The organism is Hoyosella subflava DQS3-9A1 (genome assembly GCF_000214175.1).
Taxonomy (GTDB): Bacteria; Actinomycetota; Actinomycetes; order Mycobacteriales; family Mycobacteriaceae; genus Hoyosella; species Hoyosella subflava.
This window is the reverse complement of record NC_015564.1, coordinates 2,893,927-2,918,981: the sequence shown is the minus strand read 5'-3', so window position 1 is coordinate 2,918,981 and position 25,055 is coordinate 2,893,927. Positions and strand designations below refer to the sequence as shown.

At 60.9% G+C, this 25,055-nt stretch carries 19 protein-coding genes; 15 read left to right on the top strand and 4 right to left on the bottom strand.

From position 1 onward, the window contains the following. The first annotated feature begins 75 nt into the window (after nucleotides 1-75). The 9 genes from AS9A_RS13720 (at nucleotide 76) to AS9A_RS13675 (ending at nucleotide 11,050) form a co-directional block, all read left to right on the top strand. Nucleotides 76-2,463, top strand: coding sequence for an outer membrane protein assembly factor BamB family protein (locus AS9A_RS13720; RefSeq protein ID WP_083826551.1), 2,388 nt, complete (start codon nucleotides 76-78; stop codon nucleotides 2,461-2,463). Between the two features lie 23 nt (nucleotides 2,464-2,486). Then, complete coding sequence (locus tag AS9A_RS13715; RefSeq protein WP_013807646.1) at nucleotides 2,487-4,796, top strand: DUF7937 domain-containing protein; 2,310 nt, start codon at nucleotides 2,487-2,489, stop codon at nucleotides 4,794-4,796. Between the two features lie 154 nt (nucleotides 4,797-4,950). Then, nucleotides 4,951-5,958, top strand: coding sequence for a DUF2510 domain-containing protein (locus AS9A_RS13710; protein ID WP_158307370.1), 1,008 nt, complete (start codon nucleotides 4,951-4,953; stop codon nucleotides 5,956-5,958). Continuing rightward, the gene (locus AS9A_RS13705) at nucleotides 5,951-6,838 is read left to right on the top strand and encodes a hypothetical protein (RefSeq protein WP_013807644.1); all 888 of its coding nucleotides are present in this window, start codon (nucleotides 5,951-5,953) and stop codon (nucleotides 6,836-6,838) included. Before AS9A_RS13710 ends, AS9A_RS13705 begins: the two co-directional genes overlap by 8 nt. A gap of 301 nt (nucleotides 6,839-7,139) precedes the next feature. Further along, a complete protein-coding gene (locus tag AS9A_RS13700; RefSeq protein WP_013807643.1) occupies nucleotides 7,140-7,880 on the top strand; it encodes a response regulator transcription factor in 741 nt (246 codons plus the stop codon). Between the two features lie 53 nt (nucleotides 7,881-7,933). Beyond that, nucleotides 7,934-8,785, top strand: coding sequence for a hypothetical protein (locus AS9A_RS22780; RefSeq protein WP_013807642.1), 852 nt, complete (start codon nucleotides 7,934-7,936; stop codon nucleotides 8,783-8,785). A 324-nt stretch (nucleotides 8,786-9,109) separates the two neighbouring features. Beyond that, nucleotides 9,110-9,673: a hypothetical protein gene (locus AS9A_RS13685; RefSeq protein WP_013807641.1), complete on the top strand. Its 564-nt coding sequence runs from the start codon at nucleotides 9,110-9,112 to the stop codon at nucleotides 9,671-9,673. Between the two features lie 20 nt (nucleotides 9,674-9,693). Then, a complete protein-coding gene (locus AS9A_RS13680; protein WP_013807640.1) occupies nucleotides 9,694-10,269 on the top strand; it encodes a hypothetical protein in 576 nt (191 codons plus the stop codon). Between the two features lie 445 nt (nucleotides 10,270-10,714). Further along, on the top strand, nucleotides 10,715-11,050 hold the full coding sequence (locus AS9A_RS13675) for a nucleoside triphosphate pyrophosphohydrolase (RefSeq protein WP_013807639.1): 336 nt from the start codon (nucleotides 10,715-10,717) through the stop codon (nucleotides 11,048-11,050). Here the strand turns inward: AS9A_RS13675 and AS9A_RS22775 are convergent. Continuing rightward, nucleotides 11,023-11,868, bottom strand: a complete 846-nt coding sequence (locus AS9A_RS22775) for a DUF1707 SHOCT-like domain-containing protein (RefSeq protein ID WP_013807638.1) — start codon at nucleotides 11,866-11,868, stop codon at nucleotides 11,023-11,025. The genes AS9A_RS13675 and AS9A_RS22775 overlap by 28 nt on opposite strands. Before the next feature lie 25 nt (nucleotides 11,869-11,893). Then, nucleotides 11,894-12,331, bottom strand: a complete 438-nt coding sequence (locus AS9A_RS13665; protein WP_202798170.1) for a DUF2510 domain-containing protein — start codon at nucleotides 12,329-12,331, stop codon at nucleotides 11,894-11,896. A 120-nt stretch (nucleotides 12,332-12,451) separates the two neighbouring features. Between AS9A_RS13665 and AS9A_RS13660 the strand changes: the two genes are divergently transcribed. Both AS9A_RS13660 and AS9A_RS23300 read left to right on the top strand, forming a co-directional pair. Then, nucleotides 12,452-13,021, top strand: coding sequence for a TetR/AcrR family transcriptional regulator (locus AS9A_RS13660; protein WP_013807636.1), 570 nt, complete (start codon nucleotides 12,452-12,454; stop codon nucleotides 13,019-13,021). Between the two features lie 12 nt (nucleotides 13,022-13,033). Then, entirely contained in the window at nucleotides 13,034-13,807 is a 774-nt protein-coding gene (locus AS9A_RS23300; protein ID WP_041451091.1) for a maleylpyruvate isomerase family mycothiol-dependent enzyme, read from the top strand. A gap of 252 nt (nucleotides 13,808-14,059) precedes the next feature. Here the strand turns inward: AS9A_RS23300 and AS9A_RS13650 are convergent, their stop codons facing one another. Both AS9A_RS13650 and AS9A_RS13645 read right to left on the bottom strand, forming a co-directional pair. Next, nucleotides 14,060-15,496 (bottom strand): alpha/beta fold hydrolase, encoded by a 1,437-nt coding sequence (locus AS9A_RS13650; RefSeq protein ID WP_041451943.1) that lies wholly within the window; start codon nucleotides 15,494-15,496, stop codon nucleotides 14,060-14,062. Between the two features lie 62 nt (nucleotides 15,497-15,558). After that, nucleotides 15,559-17,199, bottom strand: coding sequence for a LuxR C-terminal-related transcriptional regulator (locus AS9A_RS13645; protein ID WP_013807633.1), 1,641 nt, complete (start codon nucleotides 17,197-17,199; stop codon nucleotides 15,559-15,561). Between the two features lie 107 nt (nucleotides 17,200-17,306). On the opposite strand from AS9A_RS13645, the gene AS9A_RS13640 reads away from it, so the two are divergent. The 4 genes from AS9A_RS13640 to AS9A_RS13625 all read left to right on the top strand — a co-directional run bounded on the left by AS9A_RS13640 (nucleotide 17,307) and on the right by AS9A_RS13625 (nucleotide 24,875). Next, nucleotides 17,307-18,101: a class I SAM-dependent methyltransferase gene (locus AS9A_RS13640; protein ID WP_013807632.1), complete on the top strand. Its 795-nt coding sequence runs from the start codon at nucleotides 17,307-17,309 to the stop codon at nucleotides 18,099-18,101. A 1,204-nt stretch (nucleotides 18,102-19,305) separates the two neighbouring features. Beyond that, entirely contained in the window at nucleotides 19,306-21,633 is a 2,328-nt protein-coding gene (locus AS9A_RS13635) for a DUF262 domain-containing protein (RefSeq protein ID WP_013807631.1), read from the top strand. Nucleotides 21,634-22,582: 949 nt separating this feature from the next. After that, complete coding sequence (locus tag AS9A_RS13630; protein WP_013807629.1) at nucleotides 22,583-23,716, top strand: cysteine desulfurase family protein; 1,134 nt, start codon at nucleotides 22,583-22,585, stop codon at nucleotides 23,714-23,716. Between the two features lies 1 nt (nucleotide 23,717). Beyond that, nucleotides 23,718-24,875 (top strand): DUF4007 family protein, encoded by a 1,158-nt coding sequence (locus AS9A_RS13625; protein ID WP_013807628.1) that lies wholly within the window; start codon nucleotides 23,718-23,720, stop codon nucleotides 24,873-24,875. Nucleotides 24,876-25,055: the final 180 nt, after the last annotated feature.

Below are 25,055 nucleotides of genomic sequence, written 5' to 3'. Positions count from 1 at the left end.
GTCCACATTTTGCGGGCTCAATGTCGGCTGTTTGAGAGATTGTGGGCGCATACCCGGTGCCGTAGGTTCGCCGTCATGCTGTCGGGAAATGGACCGACGCCGGATCCTCAGGACCGGGATCATCCGGCGAGACCGTCCTGGCCTGCACCTCCGCCACCCACCGCCCCATGGCCACGAATGCCGTGGCTTTTGCTGGCGCTCAGCGTGGTTGCAGTTGTGCTGAGCGCAGGCGCGATTGTCGTCGTGCGGGACGGTCTCGGAAGCGGGACGGACGAGTATGCGGCAGCGCAGCTGCGCGGCACCTACCCGACGGAGCCTACGCGGGCTTGGACGGTGCGGTCGGACGATCTCGAACCCGGGGTGAGCTTGGGCGGACTGGGGATGATGACTGGCCCCGAGGTGCGCGATCTCGATGGCACGCTACTCGTTTCTTTGCAGGATCCCGAGTTCCGCTCCAACGCCTTAGTGGCGATCGACGCGGCAACTGGCGCTGTTCGGTGGCGCGTCGATGATGTCAGCTTTCTGGTGCAGGAGTGCGCGACCACATCGATCGACGGACTAGTTCCGTGCGTCGCGCCAGCGCGGGCGCCCGGGGAGGGGCCGGACGTATCGGAGGTCCGATTCTATCGCTTGTCTGACGGGCAAGTCGTGCGCACCCAGCGTGTTCCGGACGCGCGATACGTCGATGTCTACAACGCCGCCGTATTCGTCGCTGGTTCGACGACAGAGACGATGTGGATCGCGAAGGGGGAGGTCGCTGATGTCACCGAAGACTGGCGGCAAGAGTTCCGGATGGGAAAGTGTCGCCCAGGCGGTGGCAGTGGTTTCACGGTAGCGGGGGGCATTGCCCGGCTGTGGGGTGGTCACCACGGCGCATCGGTGGCGGTAGAAACGGGCGAGGCGCTGACTCCTCAGGTACTCGACGATCCTTACCTCTACCCCCACCAAGGCGTCGTGGGAACCGAATGTCAGTGGGATCAGGGGATCTTCGATCCGCGCATGCACACCGTCGCGAGTACCGGTGGCCACACGAACGTCGTGTTCGGCCCAGGGCAGCGGCCTGCGTCCGTTCTTGTGCCGGACCGCGCTGGTGGTGGCCCGTTGGTACTCGGCAACAACGCATACGATTTCGCTACCGGTGAGCTTGTCTGGTCGGTAGACAGCGGCGTCACCCTCCACACCGTTGTCGGTGATCTTGTGCTTGGGAGCCGGGACTCAGTCGGCATCGCCGATCACATGTTTGGCTACTCACTCCACACCGGGGAGTTGTTGTGGAGGACTGGCGTTTCGCGATTGTTCGTGCCGGTCGCGTCCGATGGTGAACGCGTCATCGGTTATGAGCCGACCAGCGCCTCGTCGGGCATCTACTCGGCGTACAACTTGCGGACCGGTGTGCAGGAGTGGCAGACGCGGAGCGTCGAAGGATGGGCAGTTCTCAAGCCAGCGGGCATGGGTTTCGTCATCGTGAACGAGCACGAACTCGTGTTTTATCCGCCAACGGGCGGGCCCGCGCGTCCGCCCCAGAACGCTGGAGTCGGGCTGGAAGAGCGAGCCTCCAGCTCGCAGCCCGACCAGCTGGTGGTCACCCGATGCGACCAGGCGCCGGAGATGACTCCGCTCGACTTCCGCACCAACGGCAACGAGCTGATCGTGACCATGCAGGTCGTCTCGGCGTGCGGTAGCGGCGACATCGTTTCGACGGATGCGCTGCGCGTTTCGGTGTTCGATGAGGGCGCTGCGGTGGCGTCTGGAATGTTCGACTTCTCTGGGGCGCCGTTGTATCTGCCGCCGCGCAATGGGTCCTCGGGCAGGGCTGGAGCAGCATCGGACGCGCACGTCGTCAGGGAGTTCGCCTTCCCAATTCGGTCGTTCTGGCGGCTGCCGATCATGGTGGGTGATTCCACCGGTGTTGATTCGTCGCGAGCCACGTTCAGGCAGTCCGTCGAGTGTCTCGATGAGGGGACGAGTCACGGTCCAGTGTCCGGCGAAGTCACGACGGAAACCACCGGCGACGCGCTGAAGTTGTCAGCCGCTCGCGCTGCGGAACCGCCAGGCATCGACAGCGAACAGGCTGCGATCGATGCGTTGCGCGCGCTGGCCAACGCGGACCGGCCATTCGTCGCGGAGAGTCTGGAAGGGAAATGGGTGCCGCAGGTTTCCTCGAAGCGGTACGGGCTCGACGCGACGGACATCGACGGCACGATGGTGCATTGGAGCGCACAGGAGATTCTCCGGCAGCACCTTGAACTGCGCATCCTGTATCCCGAGGTGCGGCTTCTGTACACCGACGAGTGGCCTGTGTTCGACCTCAAAGGGTGGTGGGTGACGGTCGCGGGGCTCACATTCGAGGACTCCGGACCGGCGATCGGATGGTGTCACGATCGCGGAATCGAAATGGAACATTGCTACGCCAAACTGATCAGCGCGCACCGCGGATCGGCTGGCACCACGCGTTATCGCTGACAAGGCCGAAAGAGGGCTGAATAATGGCTTCGCGTTACGTTCCCGCGTCGCAGCCGAGTGGAGCGACGGCGATCGCTGCGGCGGTGCTGGCGATACTCGGCGGGGGGGTCGCCGCGCTCGGCGTGGGAGCGTTCCTCGACCTCGTTGCGGATATCGGTTGGGAAGCAGCTCTGGCAATCTCAGGTTTTGGGCTCGGCGGGCTTGACTGGTGGCAAGCGGCGGTTGTCGTCGGGCAGGTGTCCAATGTGCTCACCGCTGTACTCCTGCTGGTAGGCGCAGCTGCGCTGCTTCAGAAGAAGCGATCTGGCCGGACGATGATCATCTACGGGTGCGTTGTCGTGCTCGTCAACCATGCCGTGACTCTTTTGGCTTCGTTTCAACTCGCGCGGAGCTTCCGCGCGGCGTTCAGCGATGCCCCAGGATTCGACGAAGTGTTCGGGATCGCGATCGCGTACGTGGGATGGCTTACCCTACTCGCGGTGGCCTTCCCGATCGTCACCCTGTTTCTCGCGGCTTCGCAGAAGACCGTGAAGTGGTGCGACTCGCGGTCGGCCGGGCGTCGCGCCGGTGACCTGGATATCGCCGAAGTGTCAGCACATTGGCTGCCTCCCTCACCGGACTCCCGTGTTGACGATCGCGACACTGGTTCCTACCGGCATATCGAGCAGTCCCGGCTGCCCCTCGATCGGCCGTCGGAATCGGCAGACCAGCCCTCGCCGTGGCCGGACCTCGAAACGCTCCGCGCGCGAGCGGGGACAGTCGGTTCCGAGGTGGCGCGTGCACCGCGCGCACACGTGCTGTGCGACGGTGCCGCGATCGTCCTGATGCTAACCGCGCTGTTGTTGCCGTGGAACCAAGAACTGGCGAGGGTCCGGCTCAGCGTTGCGCCGGACCTCGCCGCCGTCATCTGGCTCACCACCCTGCTGGCGATCACTGGGGTGGCGTGGCCATACCTGGCGCAGGCAGGTGTGGATGCCGCTTCACCGCGTCGCAGCGCTCACTCGATGTTTAGAACGATGGGGGTTGCCGCGTACTTGCTGACAGCGACCGCGGTTCTCGTTGTCGACGTTGTTCGTGCGCTGCTCGTGCTGGTCGACGCCTCTGTCTGGAGCAAGGGGGTCGGGCCGGGAGTGTGGTTCGCGCTGGCTGGCGGAACGCTCGCCATCTATTGGCGTCACCCGCAGGGCGTTCCGTCGCGAAACATCAACGGGCCCTTAGCTCCAATGCAGACTGTGATGACGTGTGCTCTCGTGCTGTGCGGGTTGTCAGCGCTGCTCGCGGTGACGTCCGTCGTGCTCAACTCGAGCGCCGGAATGACGGCGGCCAGTTCGTTTGCTGCGGACTCGCTGTACGCGATCGTCGGCGTCGCGGCCGTCTCCCTTCCCGGAATCATCCTCGCGATGATGGCGGTGATCGGTATGCGGTGGGATCCGGCGCCGTGGTGTGTGGCCTTAGCGTGCGTTTCCGGCGCCGTGTTGTTCGCGGGGCTTCTGCGCGCGTCATCGGGATCGAAGGGGATCGAATATTTCCTGAGCAGCTCGTATTACGCGATGCCGCTATGGGCGGTTGCGGGAGCTATGGCCGTCGCAGTTCTGGTGAGGTCGCCGAGCGTCATTGGGGAGGGGCATCGCGGTTATGTGTGGCTGGTGGCGTGCCGATATATGTTCGCGCTCGTCGCGGTGTGGAGCTTCGGAAGGGGAACCCTCTTCGTCCTGCTCGAACTATTGGACGTTGGATACCTATTGGGACCTGGTGTTCTGACTCTGCCGCAGTCAACGGTTCTGGCGGCCTTCGGATTTGCGACAGGTCTACTCGCAGTCGCCGGGATGGCCAGCCTAAAGGCTCGGTACGGCGTGGGAGCGGATCCGCGTCCGCAGCGTCACGTCGCATTTGTTTGTGCGGCGGGAGCACTCCTGATGGCTTTGGGCAGGATTGTTGCTGCGGACGCGGTAGGCGGCGCTGGACGCCTCGTGACGATGGATTACGCGATGATCGGTCTCATGGTCATGGTCGCGGTCGTGATTCTGTTCGCACCTCCGATCCGTGACCTGTATGCGGGCATGGCTTTGTTTCCAAGCTCCAGATCGACGGCACTCGCCGCTGCCGAGCCGGATGCGGCCGAGCCGGATGCTGAGCGTGCCGCAGCGTCCGACCCGCACACGTCCAGGCGGGAACTCACGAGGATCGCGCGAGCACGCCCCGACCTGCGTCCCACAGTGGCGGCGAACCCATCCGCCTACCACGAGCTGATTGCTTGGCTACGAAGTCTCGGTGACCCCGAAATCGACGAGGCGCTGACCTCGCGCCCACACGCTGAAGGAGCAGGCAAGTAGCGGGTTCGGTGGTCTGCGCCCCCAGCTTTGGGGGCACGAAAGATGCGGATTCTGCTAGGTCGCCAATCGTCGTAGATTGAGGCCAAAGGCGATGTAGGAGCCGGTATCTCACAGTCCTTACGCGCGACAAATATTGGAGCGAAGGGGAGTGGCGGTGTCTGCATCCAACTCAGCTCGCCCCGGCTGGTACCCGGATCCATCCGGTCAGCAAGGCGTTGAACGATTCTGGAATGGTGCGGCGTGGACGGCGCAAGTGCGTACGTCGCGATCTGCTAAGCCTGCAAACTCTGTGCCGGATGCAGCATCGCCGGGTGCAGATCACGCAAAACTGTGGCTCGCGTCGGGTCTGCCATCGGCGGGGCCTGGCGAGATCATTCCGCCGCGGCCCTTGCGGCTTGAAGACATTATCGCTGGGGCAGCGCGCCTCATGAAGGCGCAGCCAGGGTGGCTTATCGGATTCCCGGCCGCGGTTTCGGCTGTGATGACGCTGTTGTGGTTTGGCGCCACAGCGGCACTCGGCATACGGATAATCAGCAGCATCGATGTGAGCGCGGGGAGTTTCTTCTCGCTGATCGTGTTGCTGTTTCTGCTGATTTTCGCCATCGAGCTCGCAGCGTTCGCGGTGATAGCCACCGCCGTGGTTGTCGTTTCTGCGCCTGCGATCCGCGGGAAGGCCATCGCCACGCGATCAACGCGCGACACAATCATCGCGTCGGCCCCGCGTCTGGCCGGGTTCATGGTGGTCTATGGCGTTCTTACGCTGGCGCCTTATGTCGTCGGCGGTGTGGTCCTCGTGACGGTTCCGATTCTTCTTCTGTTTGTTCCAGTGGGCTGGGCTTTTACGGTGTGGCTGGTGGTGCGGTATTCGCTGGCGATCCCGATCATTCTGCTGGAGGGCGCGACGACGCTGAACGCAATGCGCCGCTCAGACCAGCTAATTCAGGGGTCGTGGTGGCGGTCCCTGGGCATTCAGGTAGTGGCCTTAGCCCTGATGTGGTGCGCATTCATCGTCGGCTACGCCGTGACGTTCGGCCTCGGCTTGTTCTTGATTGGAGCTGGCTGGGCGTTCTACGTCGCTGTGGTTTTGCTGCTGTATTACGACCTCACATTGCGCAGGGAAGGCGCCACGCCAGTGTTGACGCGGGAGGGTTCAGATGACTAGGACGGCATGGCTTCTCGTAGCAACGGTCGTTGTGGGGATCGGTCTGATCGTCATGCTGTTCCGAGTCGCTGACGACGACGCCGACCGGGCGCAAGCGCAGCAGGTGGGGCCGGAGACCGTCCCGGAACTCGTGCCGCCCATCACGACCGCGGCGCCACCTGCCGTTGTGCCTGAGGAAACACGCGTCCCTATCGTCGTGCCTGAGGTGACGCGCGTCGCCGTCGTGCTGCCAGATGTGACAGCGTCACCAGTCGTCGTACCCGAAGTAACCGGGTCGCCGGTGGTTATCACCGAGGAGACGCGGGTCGCTGTCGTGGTCCCCGAGGTCACGGTCGTGCCTGACGTGACACGTGTGCCCGTCGTTGTCACCGAAGTGACCCGTGTGCCCGTCGTCGTGCCCGATCGAGTGCAACCGCGGAACGTGGCGCCAGCGCCGATTCAAAACCCCCTACCCGAGGCGGCCGCTCCGCCCGTCGCCGAGTACACCAGCGAACCTGTTCCGCCGACAACACAACCAGTCATAAAGCCTCCGGCGCCAGCGGTCTCGAGAGTTGTCATCACGACAGTGCGTGCGGGCAAAGGCCACACGATCGGGCCAGACATGTACCAGGCAACCACCTACGGGACGGCATCAGTGGTGTTCCGCTGGGAATCGTCAGGTGCATCCGGCAAAGTCACGGGCGAAAAATGCATGGTGATCACCGAAGTCACCGGTCCCGGCGGATACTCGCACATCGACCGCAGCGCATCATGCACCGGGCGAATGCGCGGGGAACTCACGCTGAGTACGCCCGGCACCTACACCATCACGACGACGGTCACCGGGCCCGACTGGATCCAGGCGACGGGGTCGTTGCCGTTTGAGATTGTGGCTGGGTGAGGGGCTTGAGGTTCTAGGCTGGCCGCGCTGGGACAGAGTGTCTCAAAGTTTCAAGACAGCTATTGTTAAATCTTCGGCATGGTGCGAGGATAGTAGAGGGACACTAGCCCCAGGTTGAGCCCGGATTCCGGGAAACCGCCTCGCTCGCTGAAGGACTCGCCATGTGCGCCTTGCGGTACGGCAGAACGCGAACTTGCACGCTGGTGGAATCGTCCTGTGGCCATGGCCTTCTCACGGCCACCCTCATCGCCTATTTCGTTCCCTAAGCGCTCTTCTACTGTTGTGCCCGGGAGAAACCCTCATGATTGACACGCATCCCCGAGAGTCAGAGTCTCTATTAGCGGAGACAAGCGCGACCTCATCGCGCAGCCGCGTGCACCGGATAGGTTTGGTCGAAGATCAGCAGATATACGCCATCGGGCTGTCAGTTCTGTTCTCGAACGAGTCCGACCTGAACCTCGTCGCGATAGCCCCCACGGTGTCATCGCTGCTCAAAACGAACTACGCACTCGACCTCGTCATCGTGGATCTGCGCTTCGCGGACGGACCCGCAATGCGGTCAGACTTCGGTGCACTGCAGCAACGTTCGATCAAAATAGTGCTCTTGACATCCGGGGATGACCGGTACCTGATCAGATCGGCGGCAAGGTGGGGCGCGTTCGGAGTGATCCTGAAGTCCGACACCCCAGAGGTGGCGCTTGATGCTATTCGGTTGGCGGCTGCGGACAAGCCGCTCATGAGTGTCGATGCGGAATGGACCGCATCACTCGACGCTGAAGGTGGCGAAACTGAAGTGCGGCTCCCGGAACGCCAGCAACAAGTACTCGCGCTGTATGCCGCCGGCGAGAAAGCGGCAACAGTCGCGCGGCGAATGAATCTCTCGGTCGACACCGTCAACGACTACATCACGAGGATTCGCCGGAAGTACGCGGAGATCGGGAGACCTGCGCCCACGAAAATGGATCTGTATAAGCGGGCGCTCGAGGATGGCTGGCTGCCGGTACCCCGTCGGCGTCGGGGGAGCACGAGCGAGGCGCGGTGACGCCGTCATCTTCGGGCCCGCCGAACCCGCTCAGCACATCCAGGCGAAAGCGCATGAGCGGTTCTGAGGTGCGCGATGCGATGCTCGGTACGGCTTTGGAAATGGTGTACGTGCATGGACTCACGGTCAGCCTCGACCACATATCGATGGACGCGATCGTCGCTGCGTCTGGTGTAGCTCGCAGCGCTGCATACCGCGTGTGGCCGCGCCGTGAGGAGTTCATAAACGATCTGCTGCTGCAGCTGGCTGCAAGCCCGCAAGCATCTCCAGTCGTCTACGACCCGCCCACTTTGCAGATGGCTCTCAATGCGTTGATTGAGCTGCGTGACGGTCTGACGACGCCGGAGAGCAGGCGCAAGATCCTCATCGAGGTCTGCCGAATCGGTGCCATCACAAACTTCGAGGATATTCGGCAACGGAATACATGGCAGACCCATATGGCGTTGTCCGCAACAGTGCTTTCGTACCCAGAGGAGTATCGAAAGGAACTCCAGGACGCGATCAACCAGGCCAGCTCGTCCTACGTCGATGGCATGGCGCAGTTCTACGAGGCAATGGGGCTCGCACTGGGATTTGAAACGATCCCCGGGACTGACTTCCGGTACCTCGCAGCGGTGAGCTCGGCGCTTATGGAAGGTATGGTGCTGCGAAGCCTGACTGTTTATGACGGACGCGCCGGGCTTCCAGACCTCATCCGCACCTTTCCAGCGGATCCATTTAGCACAGGCGAGGAGCGCGATTGGAACGCGGCGGCTATCTCGTTCACCTCCAATCTCCTCGCCCTGGCCCGGCCATCGGGAGACATCACCTCCGACGAACTCGACGAAAGACTCGAGAGAGTTAGGCAGGCGATCGCGCGCATCGAGGCCGAAGCGGAGGAATCCAAGGAGTGGGTGACCCGGTGAGCGTAGGTGAGGTGAGTTCCTACCCTCATTGCTCACGGCCTCGCTGATTTGCGGAATTGATTGTCCCTCCATGCGAAAAGCACTGGTTTTCGGATTCCTTCCTTGTGGACACAATCTGCGGAGGCCCCCAGTGCTAGGGGCACGCAATTTGTGGATTCCCAGCAAACCGGCGACGCCATAAAGTGAATGAAATAGGGACCGTGAAGTACTGGTCCCGGAAGCGAATCCCAAGGATCTTTCCCTGGTGTGCCATCCCAGCTAAATGCACGCTATCGGGGATCTGCTTGACTCTATTACTCCCTGTTTCGAAGCAAAGGTAAGCCGATGGAAACCCTTATCGCAGTCGGTGTGCTTCTCGCCCTTTTCGTTTTCGGGTGGTTTTGGAATGTCCTCACCGCTTCCGCTGAGGACAAAGCACTCGATCTTGCTGATAAAGCCATCTACGGTCGAGAACGCCAGGCCACCACGGATCTCGGTGCAGTCGCGCTGCGGATCCGCACCAGCGTGAACTCGGCCGAACTCTGGAACGAGATCAGCTTTCGACTGCCATTGCCCTACGGCAAGCCAAAGTTTCAGGAGTCGCTCTATATAGCTGGCGAGCTGGAGAGCACCCAGGAAGGCAGCTACGGGCTGCGCATCAACTGGGACGAATGCATTCAGTCAGCGATCGTCGTGATACGGGAGAGCGACAAGCAGACAGTGTGCGAGCACGCCATGCTGCAGTGGGCAGAAAGCGGCATGGCAATGCGTAAAGCAGTCAGCCACTTCAATGCTTTGCGGGAGAATCTCGTCGCCCTCGTCCAGGGCATGGATCCGCAAGCACGAGTGACCTTGGTCGACGAACACGAACGGGAGAAGCCGTTCACCGCATCCAAATCGCTCAACTAGATGAAATCAGGTGACTCGCAATGGACGGAGTGGTTTTACTCATCGTCTTTCTCGTGCTGGTATTCGCTGCCCTCTGGATTGTCGACCTGGTGATGGGCGGCGTCGTCCTAGGGCTGTCGAAGTTGATTTCGGCTCCCTTCAGGGCCGCAGGCAGGGCCCGCGAGAAGACCAAGATGGAGGGCTACGTCAACGGACTGGAATTTCACACCACAGCCTCAGTTGATCGGCTCCACAAGGTGCTGGCCGATCACATCAACGCTGGCGAATTCCACCCCGCTAACAAAGTCATTCCAGAGAAGGATGAACCGGGCCGATTCATCGTCGGAATCGCCTGGCATGAGCAGACGGAGCTTCAGTTCGAAGGCGGTGGAAGCGCAAAAGGATCCGGCCTGCCGATCGTTGTCGCCGAGGTCACCTATCGGGCGGGCGGGCGCGGATCTACCGGTGTTATCCGGCTAACCCGCTTTCCGAGCGAGACCGGCTGGGCTGAGGAAGCAGTAATGGAGAACGTGTACCCCTGGCTGCTGACCCCGATTCTCGACCTCGATCCAACGGCCGAGGTGCTGAAGCGGGAAAAGGCTGCTGGGCGGGTTTGACATCCGGGATTCGGAGTCGCCGATACTCCGCGTAGCTGGCAATGACTTCGAGGTTAGTTGTCACGGCGGACGGGCGACCACAACGAAGGCACTTGTTCCGGACGAAGCTGTTGGTCCTGCGGGAACTCACGGCTCGACATTTGCGGAGAAATACACCATGATCCGCCGTCGTAGGGGTGCGTTCTTCGGCACGTGTCGAGCACTCTTCCCACAGCTCGAACTGCCGTGCACACTCGAGGGTCGATTTGGATCGCGCAGGAATCCCCAACGGTCCCGGTTCCGTGAGTCCCTGGTATCCAAAAACAGAGCGGAATGACTATTGCTGCCGCGGCTGCTACACAGAAGAGTGCGGGGCGCTCGTTCGCCGCAACGACAGCTCGCACCTCATCAGGCCACAGTCGTGCGCACCGATATCCGCGCTGAAGGATCGTGAGGCGACGAATTCGTGGGCAAGCTCGTGCGAGACAAGATTCCTGAACTGATCCGCGCGAGTGGGCGAATGCCGACTGTTCGCGTGCTGAACGACAACGAGTTCGCCGAAGCGCTGCACGACAAGCTCATCGAGGAAGTCGCGGAACTCCGCGAAGCCGCTACCAGTATCGACTGCCTAGCGGAGGCAAGCGATGTACTCGAAGTTCTGAAGGCCGTCGTCGGTTTACATGGGTTCGACATCGATGACGTCGTGCGAGCAGCCGCACAGAAAGCCACCGACCGAGGGTCTTTCGCAGATCGCCTCTACCTAGACGGATCGAGTCATACGCGCGGCCACTGTGGAGGCTGACTCCAGTCAGTGGGCGGCCGGTGCGGGTATGGCGGAGGTGGCGGCGGATAGTTCATGTATTCCGGCGCGGGTCGATGAGTCGGCGGAGCTGCGGGCGGCGGGGGAGGCGGAGCCGTGCGTGCGGGTCCACCGTGAGGCGCGGCTAATCCCGGACCCCTAGGCCCACTAGCGTTGGGCGGGAAGACCGGGGTGCGCTGACTGTTCGTCGAGACTGCTCTTTTGCGCCGAGGCCCACGAAGTGCAATCCCGGTCGCAACGATGACGAGGCCGAAGAGTACTGAGCCGATGTGGTCTCTCACAGAGTCACCTGGCGTGGTGATCATAACGAGGGTGGTCAGCAGGCCGAAGCCCAGCGTCACGATCGCGGCGACGTTCCATGTTCGGCCTGATTTTCCGGTTTCCGGTACTGCTGGCTGAGGTTTGCTGCGATGCTTCATGCGAATCGCGTACGCCCCGCCCACGCATGCCCCGGCAATGGCCAGTCCCACGAAGAACTCACCGACTGACGAGTCGGCAACCATCACTGCGAGGAAGAAGCCACCGAGCATGTTGAGGAGGACTGCCGGAATCGGCCATGGGCTTTTCGGGTTGGGCAAGGTTACCGGGGGCGACGGCTCGGGCATCGCCGACGGAAGATCCTGGGTGAGCGCGTCAATCTCGTGCTGAAACTTCGCAACTGCACAGTCCCCGGAGCGTTGGGTGTATTCGTCCACGTCCAGATAACCGAGAGACATCGCGCGGGTCAGCAGATCTAACCCGCGCTGACGTTCAGCGTCACCAATGCGTCGCTCATTGCCTGGTCCGTTAACAGCGTCCACAGCTCATCCCTCCCTTACGACGAGGCTACCGGCGGGCGACGGTCACAATAATCCAGATGGGCAACCAGAGGCCGAACGTCAGGATCGTCAGAATGAAATGAAGAAGGTGGTTGACGGGCCGCTGGTAGTTGACCATGACAGGCGAACTCGATGATGCCATGTTGTTGATGTAGATCGGCGGGGGACTGTATGGCGGGTAGTAGCCTGCCGCTGGCTGAGCGACAAGGGGAGCGATGTGAGCTGTCCACCCCTGCCCGTCCCACCAGCGCTGAATCGTCCGATCCCTGGCATCCGGATACCACCCAGCCGGCGCCGAGGTTGGCCGGTGATCAGGGGTATGAGCAAAACCAGATCCCGCGGCATGCGGAGCCATACCTGGCGGCTGCGCATGCGGAAATTGTTCCGTGGGCGTGGCTGACTGCGCTAGCCAGTAATCATCTTGATGCCCGTAATTATTGCTCACACCACCAAGTTATACGCATACGTTTGGGTTGCACTAGTGGCGGCCTCGCGACGTATGGACTGCGGCGGAACTTGACGCACCTAACGCTGTTAGGAATACTGAACAGCGTTAGGGGGTTCGATGGAAACTGTTCGGGAACGACGCCGGTTGCAGACTCGTGAGGAGATTCTTGCTGCGGCATGGACGGTGGCACGGGAGGACGGGCTTGCGCGCCTGTCGTTGCGAGATCTCGCTAGGCGGGTCGGAATGCGCGCGCCGAGCCTGTATAGCTACTTCCCGTCGAAAGAGGCGATCTATGACGCGATGTTCGCGCACGGACAGCAGGAGTTCGCGGACCAGGTCGCTGAGACGCCGAGAATGGGCAGCTCGCGAGAAGTATTTCGCCGTGCCGCCCACAGTTTCTTCGACTTCTGTGTCAAGGATCCTGTCCGGTACCTGCTGTTGTTCCAGCGGACCATCCCCGATTTCGAGCCATCGCCCGAGTCCTACAGGCTCGCCGAAGAGAATCTCGGCAAATTCGCCCAGTTCATGAAGGACTGCGGCGTCACCGACACGCGTGCCGTCGACATGTGGACGGCGATGCTCACCGGGCTGGTCAGTCAGCAGCTGTCCAACGAACCCGGCGGTGACCGCTGGGCCCGCCTCCTCGACGAACTCGTCGACCTGTACTGCGATCACATCGGACTTTAAATCGGAGGAATCATGACCATGTCGGCAACCCCAGTGACCGCTTCGACGGTCCCGCCCATCAGCCACAGCGAAGCGCATGACCTCGCCCGCGAGGCATACGAGCGATTCGCGGCGGTGCTGCGGCAGGTGCAGCCAGACCAGTGGAGCAATCAGACAGATTGTGCCGCGTGGACCGTGCGTGACCTCGCCGGGCACCTCGCGGGTGCGATGCAGTCTGCGGCGTCCGTGCGCCAGATGATCCGGGAACAGTGGGAAGTGAAGCGCCGCGCTAAGACACTCGGTGGCGACGAGGTCGACCACATGACCGCCGTCCAGGTCGAACGCACAGCCCACCTGTCGACGGCCGAGCTTGTCTCGCTCTGCGCAGAACTCGCACCCAAGGCCGCGCGGGGGCGCTCCCGGATACCCGCAGCAGCGCGGCGGTTCGCGCGATTCCCGGTGACCATCGGCGATCAGATTGACGAAACGTGGTCGCTCGGATACCTCGTGGACGTCATCCTCACCCGGGATACCTGGTTGCATCGAATCGACCTCTGCCGTGCGATCGGCGTGAATCCCGTGCTCGATGCCAAGCATGACGGGCGGATCATCGCCGACATTGTTGCCGAATGGGCTAGGCGGCACGGGAAGCCGTTTGACCTGACACTGACCGGGCCAGCCTTTGGAGTGTACGAAAATCCCGGCGCGGACGCGGAAAAGATCACGATCGATGCCGTCGAGTACTGCCGGATCCTCTCCGGCAGAACCAGTGGCGATGGGCTGCTCGGTGTAGCGGTGCCCTTCTGACCGGGCGTCCGCTACAGGACCTGTAGGTGCCGGGATGGAGGCCGGTCGCAGCCGTGGAAGACCCACCCGCCATGCCACAATTCCAGCGCCCGGTGCTACAGCGAGGCACTCGTCGGGGACTACCGGAACTTCGTGACGTTTGCACCCGCATTCCGGGTGCAAACGTCACGAAGTTTGATGATGGGGTCGACGGCACTGGTTCCCTATCTCGCAGCAGAGCGCCATGAGTGAAGCTGAACGGGCCAACTAGTATCACTCGCCGCCAAGCAGGTAATTCGTGATTGCCTGATCTGTCTCCGGCAGGTCGTGGATCGCTACACCGTGGTCGCCTCCGTCGACCGTTATCATCCGTGCGCCGAATGTGGCAGCTAGTGCCTGGCCTCCGGCGTAGGGTGCGGCGGCGTCTCCTGTCTGGTGCAGGACGAGTGGTGGGTGCCGCAGCTTCTCGCCTGACCATGGCACGGGTTGCGTGACTGGTGCCCATCCTGCGCAGAGCAAGCCGGATCCGAAGACATCCGCTTCCGCGACGATCCGGTTCCCGCCGGTCAGGTAGTTCCAGGCGGTGTTCGGAATGGTGTGGGCGGCAGGAGGGTTAGCGTTTTCGTTGCAAGTGATCGCGGTGATGACGTATTGCATGGACAGCGGCACGGGGTCGGTGCGGGTGTCGGGTGTGCCGTGGCGTATGGCGTCGGCGATTTCCGGCCATGATGCACTGCGGTACAGACCGACGAAAACGGTGAAGTCGTAGAGGCGTGAAGGCCGTGCACCGGGATAGGCGTATTGGGTAGTGCGCCATATGGGTTCGGTCAGTGCGTCGTCGATGGCGAGGTATTCATCCCTCCAGGGAGAAAGTTGCGGCGGTGTGTCACCGGGTCGCGCTGGTGGTGGGGGAACGGGTGCGGGTGCGCCGCTTTCCTGCTTAATCCGGTCTGACCACCGCTGGTACACCGCGCGGGGTGTTGCGCCTAAACCGTAGATGTCGTTGCGCTGCGCGATCCAGGCGAACAGATCGTGCAGGCGCTGCATGCGTGCGGGTACGCGGTCGGTGTATAGATTCAGCCAGCGTGAATCGGGGGCGACACCGGAATCGAGCACCATCTTGTCGACGTGGTGGGGAAACAGCGTCGCATAGTCAGCCATCAATGCTGCGCCGTAGGACAGGCCATAGAGGTGGACGGTGTCCTCGCTCAGGGCTTGCCGGACGACTTCGAGGTCGCGTGCGGTGTTTTCCGTGGTGATCGTGTCGGCATACGCAGGGTCACATGCTTGCCGCAATAGAGCGCCGACCGCGAATGCACCGGCAGTGGTGTCACATTCCAGTGGGGTCGACCAGCGCAGTCCGCGGGGCTGCATCGCCACGAGGTCAAAATGCTCACGCAGCGCCGGCGGGAACGCCACGCCGCGTTCGGCAGAGAACATGCCCAGTGCATCCGTACCAGGGCCGCCGGGGTTGCCGAAGAGCACACCACGGCGCTCACCAGTAGCGCGAATGCGCGACACCGAGATTGTGATTGAGCTGCGCTCAGGCGCGTTGTGGTCAAGGGGGACGCTGACCTCAGCGCACTCGGCGTCCGGTGCCCGCGCCTCGGTGGGACAGGGCCCCCACGTGAGCGGTGTGCTGGCATGCGCGACTGGAGGCAGCAGCGTAGCGACCACCAACAGTGCGGTGAGTAAACCTAGCCTGAACATCTGTGAGTCATTGTGCCGTGGGAATGCGCGGTATGGGCAAAGTATGGAGCCCGCGTCTCGGACTATTCGCCCGACCCCCGCAGAGCTGCAGCGATCGCTTCGGCCCGCGAGGAGACCCCGAGCTTCCGGAAGATGCTACTGATGTGGTGTTCGACAGTGCGTTTGCTGAGGAAGAGGCGGTCTGCAATCTCATCGTTTGTGAAACCTTCCGAGACGAGGTGCAGCACCTCGTTCTCGCGATTAGTCAGCGGCCCTGGGGTTCTTGGAGAGCGGCGCCCTGGCTGGCCGAGTTGCCGGAGCAGGCTGGCAGTTTGATCGGCTTCGAACCGTGCCGCTAGTGTTTCGAAGACACGGAGTGCGGTCTGTGCTTCACTTGCCGCGGTCTTCGGGTCGGTTGTCGCTGTGAGGCGAGCGATCGCGAGACGGGTCCGCGCTGCTTCGAGTGGCAGCGCAGCTTCGCTGAAATGCTTCAATGAGTGATCGTAGGCCGTCAGAGCATCGCCATTTTTGCCCGCAGCTTCGCGGACTAGTCCGCAAGCGTATTCGGAGTACGCGAGGATGCTGGGGAGTTCGCATCGTCGTGCGAGCTGGGTGAGGCGTGACTCCGCGTCGATGGCCGTCGGCATGTCGTCGGTGGCGACGGCGATTTCGGTGAGCAGCGCCCAATGCGGGGCGTTCATCGGTGTGCATTCGGCGGTGAGAACGCGGCCGAGGACGCGCCGCGCCATGCCCAGGTCGCCGCGGGCAAAGTGCAATCGCGCGAGCGGACGCACGGCGAAGGAATCGAATTCGAAACCAGCCAGCATTCGCGCCGCCTCGTCGAACCGCCCCTGGCGTACCCGCAGGTCCGCGAGGCGAACCATCGCAGACGAGCGCAGTGCCTCGTAGCTCGCGTCGTACAGTCTCAGCGCACTGGAGAGTTGCTCTTCAGCATCGGTTAAACGCCCAGCCGCAGTGAGGATCCCGCCGAAGTGAGTCCGGCAGATCGCTGGGATCCAGTCCGCGTGCGAGCGTGCTCCATACTCTGTGGCGGCCGTCAGCCACCGCTGCGCGCGCACCACATCTTGCGCAGCTTCACAGCTGAACAGCATGTGGCAGAAGATCTCTCCAGCCACAAGGTAATCGGTGACCTCACCACTGATCACCGCGGTCGCGGACGCGTCCAGAAGGCGAATCCCTTCGACGATCTGGCCGCGCAGCACCCGCGAGACACCGGCGTGGGCCATCGCGGCGAACCGGAGATTCACATCCCCGGTCATCTCTGTGATGGCTTCAGCCCGCGCGATATGGCGGTCTTTCGTATCCGGATCGTCGGTCATCAACGCGGCAGCGAGTTCCACCCATCCGGCCTCCGTGCAATCGCCGATATCGTGCGCCAGATCGAGCGCCCGCTGGAGCCACCCCTCGGCCACTGGGGCGTTGCCGTACACAGCGGCATGCAGGAAACTCAGTTCACGTCCGGCGATGAACGCGGCATCCCGGAACCGGCGTTTCTCGCAGTACCCGGTGAAGGCACGCTCGTAGTACTTGACTGCATCACGGTAATCGCCAGCCCATTCGGCTGCACGGGCATAGTGAAACTTGACGTCCGGGTCATCGGTACCGGACACCGCGCGGCCAAGGAGCTCCCGCGCGGTCTCCCAGTCTCCGTTCGCGAGCGCCCGCTTGCCCTGCTCGAGCTGCTCCGCAGTCTCTGCGTGCACAGTTCCTTCCTACCAGGTCGGTCTGCCCGGAATATGCAGTCCGTGTAGGTGCCCAGATAGGTGCGTGCACCGATGTATGAGCTAATGCGTGACGACACCCTGGATGTATGACTGCAATAGAGAAGTTCCAAGTATCCCTTGAGGCCGCCGAAGCCTACGAGGACTTATTCGTTCCGGGCATCTTCGCCGAATGGGCGCCGCTGATCGTCGAGGCCACCGGAGTCTCACCAGGGCAGGCCGTACTGGACGTGGCCTGCGGAACCGGAATCGCTGCGAGGACAGCGGCCGACGTCCTCGGCGGCAGCGGCACGGTTGTAGGCACCGACCTCAACGAGTCGATGCTCACCGTGGCGCGGCGCGTGCGTCCCGACCTCACATGGCAGCAGGCCGACGCGCAGCACCTGCCGTACCCCGACCGCTCGTTCGACGTGGTGCTCTGCCAAATGGGTCTGATGTTCTTCGACGACCGGGTCGCAGCATTGTCGGAAATGGCGAGGGTAGTGACCAGCGATGGGAAAATGGGCTTGGTCGTGCCCTCAAAGATCGAAAACCAGCCTGCGTACTCCAGACTCACCGAGATCGTCGCGGACGAGGCAGGGCCCGAAGGTGCCGCATTGCTCAGCACCTACTGGTCATGCGGGGACGCTGACGAACTGACGTCGATGCTCAACGCCGCCGGACTCAGGGTCGTCACGCTGTACGAGCATCCAGGGACCGCGTCGTTCGCCTCCGTTGATGACCTCGTGAAGACCGAGATTGAGGGCTCGCCGCTCTACTCACGGATCACCGAACAGACCTACCAGCGAATCCGCGAGCGGGCGCGGAGCGCTTTGGGTGAGTGGGAAACGAACGGGCGGTTGGATGCGCCGCTGCGGGGGCTTGTGGTGTGCGCGGGGAGGTAGAGGTCGGGAGTTACCAACATGTCGGTCGGACCTTCTTTCTGTGTATTTGTGCGGACGGGCGCGAAGAGTGACGTGGACGTCGGCGAAGGATGATTGGTCGAAGATCGTGTTATAGAACGACAGTGATGCGTGAGACCCGCGTGGTAAATGTGGAGGCATTCGGCGGGATTTGCTGTTGGGCCTCGCTTTAGCTGCGTCGACAAGCGGTGGTGAGATGTAATCGGAGGTAGGAATGACTGCAATCTGGGCGGAGGGCGACAATAGTTCTGGTCCCTGGTCAACCCGCTCTCCGGGAGTCCCCCTCTAGCTGTGTTGGGAAGAGAAGTTCTGCTCGGGAGCGGATACGCCGATGTGCTGGCGAAGCGTCGGGACGTCCTGTCGTGCTCGAGGTAACGTAGCGCAACAATTCGGAACCGCGTCGGGCCATAGTTGCGCAGGTGCTGGCGTACGGAAGCGCACGTGGGCGGGTGTGATTCAGACGGGTGACGCCGACTAACGAAAGCCTCGCTCCGCTGCGCTAGTAGACATCCAAAGTGCTGGCGGCGAGGTGGCGACCACGTATCCTTATGTACCCAAGTCACCGATCACAGCTTCATCCTAATTGGTCGTCGATAATGTTGAGTCCGAAGGCTCAAGTTGGTGCCACACGGTGATGCATCAGGCCCGAATGCTGCGGAAGGCCGAGCGCAATACTACCGGGGGATGCGCTAACCGAAGAAAAGCGGGTTCGCACGAGCACCTGAACCGCATGGACAAAGCGAGCACAAGAACCAGGGACAGACAGCGATACATTCGCCCTACCAGTGGTTCTGCGGATAAAGTATACGAAGTGAGTTGCGAATCCTAGCCGATCGCTATCCTAGTGCCATCGCGACGCGTTGCTACTGTTTGCGGAGTCGTTTCTGAGTAACACCGGACAAACAGTAAAGCGTCGTGCACCCAAACTGAAACCGGACATCAATTGGGTGGTATCGCAACATCGTTCCAGGTGATCCGTCTCATCGTTCCGTAGTATGGGCCTCGCGCGCGGTGTGAGTAGCTGTTCGATTGGCAACGAGCTCTCGAACGTTCCGCTGTTGAGCAGCTACGCATTCTGCCGCCTGTACCGGCACGTGAGATAAATGATCAGACTAACCTGTCGGTACACCACGGTGCATGCGATACAGTCGAAGTTACTGTAAGTACGAACAGCCTCGGGGGACCTATGGTCGAGATCAAAGAGATATTTGACGCTGCACCGCTTTCGGTTTCACAATTTTTGAGCGATCCAGGCCAGGGTCTCTATATCCCTCCCTACCAGCGACCATACAGCTGGGATCGGGAGAACGTTCGTCGGTTACTCGACGATATAGGGCACGGTGCGGATCAGCTGAGGGATGTGCCCGATTCGATAACCTTCCTTGGAACCGTAATTGCAATCCGGGACATCAACTACGTGACGGTCGAGCCGGTCGTACGATCAGAAGTACCCGCCCGGGTTACTACAATAATTGATGGCCAGCAACGGATAACAACTTTACTTATCCTCCTCACGGTCCTTCATGAAGAAATCCGCGTTCTAGCGGGAGCGCTAGATGCCGCTAAGCCCACGCACAGCTGGTGTAGGAATCAGGCGACTGATGTTGCTGCGCGACTCGCGGCAACGTTTCAGGAAAATATGCATTTCGGCTCGGGCGACTACCAGTACTACCCACGTATGATTCGAGCTTACGTCGACGTATGGTCCCGAGATTCGGAGCAGGCTAGCTACACGTCGGCAATCGCAAGCTACCTCTTTTCCTACGCGCGCCACGCGCGCAAGGAGGATTCGGACAGTGATTACGAGTTCCCTTCCGTCCCGGAATCTGTAGAGGCCGCAGGTCACGGTGAGCCATACAAGCATTTACAAAATATTAGAAAATTTATACAAAAATCATTACGGGATGCATATAAACAGGTAACGCTTAATAAGCGCAGTGAAACGTTCTTGGTGACTCCAGCGCAAATTAAAAGCTCGTACGCGCTGCAGGAGGCACTCTTTAATGCCGCGCTTCCCGATCTTATTTCAACCGAGATCGAGAAGGATCTACAGCTAGGGAAATTACTAAGTCTGATTGTTTGGGCGAATTACGCGTTGAAGCGGGTTACAGTTGCTGTAGTCACGGCGAAGCGGGAAGACTATGGCTTCGACATGTTCGAGGCGTTGAATACGACCGGTGAGCCACTAACCGCCCTTGAAACGTTCAAGCCTCGTGTAATAAGGGAGTTGGGGCTCGCCACCTGGCGGAAATCTAATTCAAAGCAGTCTTTCGACAAGGTGGAGAGCTACCTCGAATGGCATGCCGGCGCCTCGCCGCAGAAGAGGCAGACGGAGACTCAGAACCTTTTAATATCTTTTGCGTTAATGCAATCAGGCGATAAATTGGGGAAGCGGCTTAGTGAGCAACGCAATTATTTGCGAAAACATTTCGACGAGGAAGGGAGCTCAACTGGGCGGGAGGCGTATGTAAACGCCCTCGTGCAGCTAGTGAACTTCCTCCAGGGGCCGTGGGCTGAGCCTCAATCAGTAAACTCTCAAGGATCGGCTATCGAAGATGAGGCAGCCTTCGCCCTGGCCGTGCTCCGCGAGGGAAAGCACGAGATCGTCATCCCGATACTTGCTCGATACTATGCGGCGTACAGGCTAGCTGAGAGTGATCGCGCGGACGCCGCCCATGAGGAGTTCTTATCAGCTTGCCGTGCGTGTTTGGCATTCTATGCTTTATGGCGCGGCGCTCATCGAGGGACTGCCCAGATCGATAACATTTATCGTAGTATAATGCGACCGTCCTCGGATGGAGGTATACATTGGGCGCGTGGAGCTGATGGAGTATTGGAAGATGTGCCGCCCGCTGCGGAGCTGAAAAGTCGACTGTGGGCTGAACTTGGAGCAGCGGGCATAAAAGAACCCGAGCGTTGGGCGCAAAATGTCGCGCGCAATCCAATTGGATCGTCGGCGAAGGTCTTGACACGACTTCTTCTCCTCGCGGCATCGCAAGATTCTGTTCCAGATAGGTCAGTACCGGGCCTCACTGTTCGCGGCAGAGCTGGAGTCTTGAAGATGATGACTCTAAGCATGTGGCACGATGCTTCTTTAAAGACCATTGAGCACACCGCGCCTCAAAAGGTGACTGCTCAAGGATGGCACGCTTCCCTGCTTGACAATAACGACATCATTAATACACTCGGGAATTTGACGCTCTTGCCCGCTCGGGAAAATTCTTCGGCTGGGAATAGGTCCTGGAATTTAAAACGCCTGTTCTATCAGGTGCTGTCTGCCTCAACGGTAGATGCTGCAGAAGAACTGCTAGCTCAGGCTGCTCATGTGGGCCTGGAGTTGAACTCTGGTGCGCAGCAGATTGTACGTCAGGCGCCATACCTTCCTTTGGTTGCAGCGGTGGCAGGCAGGAGTGGCGATTGGGATGCTGATTTTGTCCTTGTCCGTAGTCATCGGCTCTCACTACTGGCGTGGGATGCGTTAGTGCCATGGCTTCATCCCAGTGAACTCGATTGAGCTCTTGTCGTCGAGGTCGATTTCTAGCCATAAATTTGCACTTCCGGCATTTGTCAGGCGTGGGCGGCACACCTGCATTTTCGGTGTGACATGCAAGGGCTCGGGTTTGTCCGCGGCATTGATTCTCCGGTCAGGTTGGCTATCGCAGCCCGCCCGGTCGACGGCGGGGTCCAGGATGGTGTCGGATTGGCGTAATGGCAGACGATCCGAAACCAGTCTGCGTTCGGCGGTCGGAATGATCGATAAGACTGATTCGGTCTTGAGTCTCACTGCCAGAGCATGGTTGAGTTCGTACCAATCGCAATAGGCAACAGACCGGTCATTCTGCTAGTGGCGTCCCGGCGGTGTGGGGACGCTGTAACTAGTTGGTGTCTACATCGCGACACCAGCCGTAGACGACCAGCGCCGACCGCGGCCAGCGCCCCGGGGACCTAAGCAGAGGTCTCTGCTTAGGGCAAAATGGCCGTGCGGAGGTAGGTCCAGGGGGACCTATGGCAGGAGTCGCAACCTGCCTGTTGGTGCAACGGTTCCTGCGCGCTGCAGATCGTGGTGCCACATTCAGGACGTCCTTGGCACGTCATTCTTGGCGCTCCGGACGTTGAGGTCGGCCGACGGCGGGCACGTCCCGAGCCGTGTTCGTGATGCCAAGTCGATCAGCAGTAGCGTCCTACTCGCCGCGACCTACCCGTTGCCCCGCTAGGGGTGTGCTTTACGGGTGGCATCGTCCTCAACACGAACAGCGACACGTTCGACGCCGGCAACATGAAGCAAGTAAAAGTGCATCTACGTTCCCAAGCGCGGCAGGACGTCCTGGCTGACCCTAGTGCGGGTTGAGCTTTGGAAGGGAGGGCTCGGGCGCTGGAAAGTGACATTTGCAGGCGTTCCCGAGCCCTGACAGACATATGGTGGGTGCGAGGTTTTGTCACCCCTTATCGATACAGTCTTTAGTGTGCAAGTTTACCTCGATCACAACGCCACAACCCCGGCTTCGCCTGAGGTGATCCACGCCGTGTTCGACGCGATGTCGGGCGGTTTTGGGAATGCGGCATCGAGTCACGTACCTGGTAGGAAGGCTGCGGCTCTTGTTGAGCGCGCGCGCGAACAGGTTGCCGAACTCGTGAACGTCGCAGCTACGCGACTCGTTTGGACGTCAGGTTCGACTGAAGCGTTGAACACAGCCATGATGGCTGCGACTCGATCGCACCCGCACCTTCTTCTTGCGAGAACTGAGCACAAGGCTGTTCTTGATACCGCCGAGCACCTAGCTGATCAAGGCGTTCCCCTGACATGGATCGACTCGGACGAAGCAGGTCGTGTAACTCCCGAGCGCTTGACCGCGGCACTACCAGCAGGCCCCTTCGTGCTCGCGGTAATGGCCGCGAACAACGAAACGGGAGTTGTTAACGACATTGCGCGACTGACTCGAATAGCTCATGGAGCGGGAGGGCTGGTGGTATGCGACGCTACGCAACAGGTCGGCAAGCTACCAGTGGACCTTGACGCTTGGGGAGTCGATTACGCCTCCGCTTCGGCACACAAACTCAACGGACCCCAGGGCGTCGGCGTCCTCGTGACGCCTCGAGGGCAGGAGGCGCTGCCGCTAATACGTGGCGGACGGCATCAGAATGGATGGCGTTCAGGCACCCTGAACGTCGCGGGCGTTGTGGGGTTCGGAGTTGCAGCTCAATTGGCCCTTAAGCACCTGCCCGACGGCGATCGTGTGCGTGAGTTCCGTGATAGGCTCCATCGCCTACTGGAGTCTGAACTGGGTGCACTTCCGATAAACGGCGACATTGCAGAAAGGCTCCCGAACACGCTGAATATCAGAATTCCGGGAGCTGATGCGGACGCCATGATCGTGAACTGCCCAGAGGTGGCCTTTTCATCTGGGTCAGCCTGTACCGCGGCCGTGCCAACTCCGTCTCATGTGCTGCTCGCGATGGGACTGGACGCTGTGCACGCGGAGGAGTCGGTTCGCTTGTCCTTGGGCGCCGAAACTACCACCGATGACGTAGAACTAGCTGCCGCCAGGCTTGCCGAGGCGGCCCGCCGAGTTCGGCGCCTGAATAATTGGGAGCGGTGAGATGGCGATCAGCATCAAGGATTCGATTGACGGAGCGTTCGGTCGACACGAAACCTTCACAATTCGATACGGCTGGCTCAAGCGGGGGTTCGACCACGCCGTGGCTGACCCGTCGCTATTCTACAGTGATGACGCGCACCACCGTCTGGGTGTGGGCAAAAATATGGCGAAATCGATCCGGTTCTGGTTGTCCGCAGCCCGCCTAATGGAAGAAGTTCCAGCCGTCGATAACAGCCGCAGAACCGTGATGGTGCCGACCTACTTTGGCTTGGCACTCCTCAACGGCAGGGCAACGGTTGACACCACGAGGTATGAGCTCGGCCTTTCTCAGGTGGCGCCTGCATTTGTCGGGGTTGAGGGCTTCGACCCATTCTTAGAGCGGTTAGAATCCTGGTGGCTTATCCATTGGATGATGCTGTCGCCGCATTCGAGGCTTCCAGTTTGGTGGACGGCATTCAATACATTTGGAGCAGTATCGTTCACACCCGAAGTGCTGCTTGACCATGTGCTTGCCCAAATTGAGGCGACTGCGGCGTGGAACTCTCCTCGGCCGCCATCGCAGTCGACAGTGAAGAAGGACGTCCTAGCTCTCTTGCGGGCATACGCTGGCACCTTGGGTTCGCGAAAAGCCGACAAACTCGATGACACTATCGATGCGCCGATGGTTCCCCTTTCTCTAGTGCGTGCGGCTGGATCCGGCTTCCGGTTTGCAGTCGGTCGTAAACCGGGAATGAGTCCGGCGGTCGTGGCGTTCGCTTGTCTCGACTTCCTCGACCGCACCGGATTCACAGCGCGATCGGCCCTGATCTCCAGCCTTGCGAATGAAGTTGGGGGGCCGGGGAAAGCCTTCAAGTTGGCGGAACGCGACCTTGTGGAGATGCTGCAGGAGGCTGCCGCTGAACAGCCGAATTTGATCGCGGTGTCATCAACCGCATCTTCGCCGACCCTCGTGACAGTTTCTGAGGGTGGTCTCAGAACTGTCGCGTCAAAACTTCTTGCTCGACACTATGGAAGTCCAACGTACACGGACGAAACCGTGACAGAGTTGAATGCGACCGTAAGCTCTGACATTGTTCCTGCGCTTGATGGAGGCCAGAATGGGAGTACCGACCAGGGTAAAGGGTCGGTTCGCGCGGTCAGTCAGACTAGGCTCTTCTGAGTCGTCAGCGCTCGACGGATATCTTCCGACAGCTCGCGCTCTCGATGTCGTTCGGCGGGTCGTCCGCGGCATGGAGTCTCGGGACGGATCGAGAGCATTCTCCATAACCGGACCCTACGGTTCTGGAAAGTCATCTCTAGCTGTCTTCTTAGACGCCCTGTGTGCACCAGCAGATTCCCC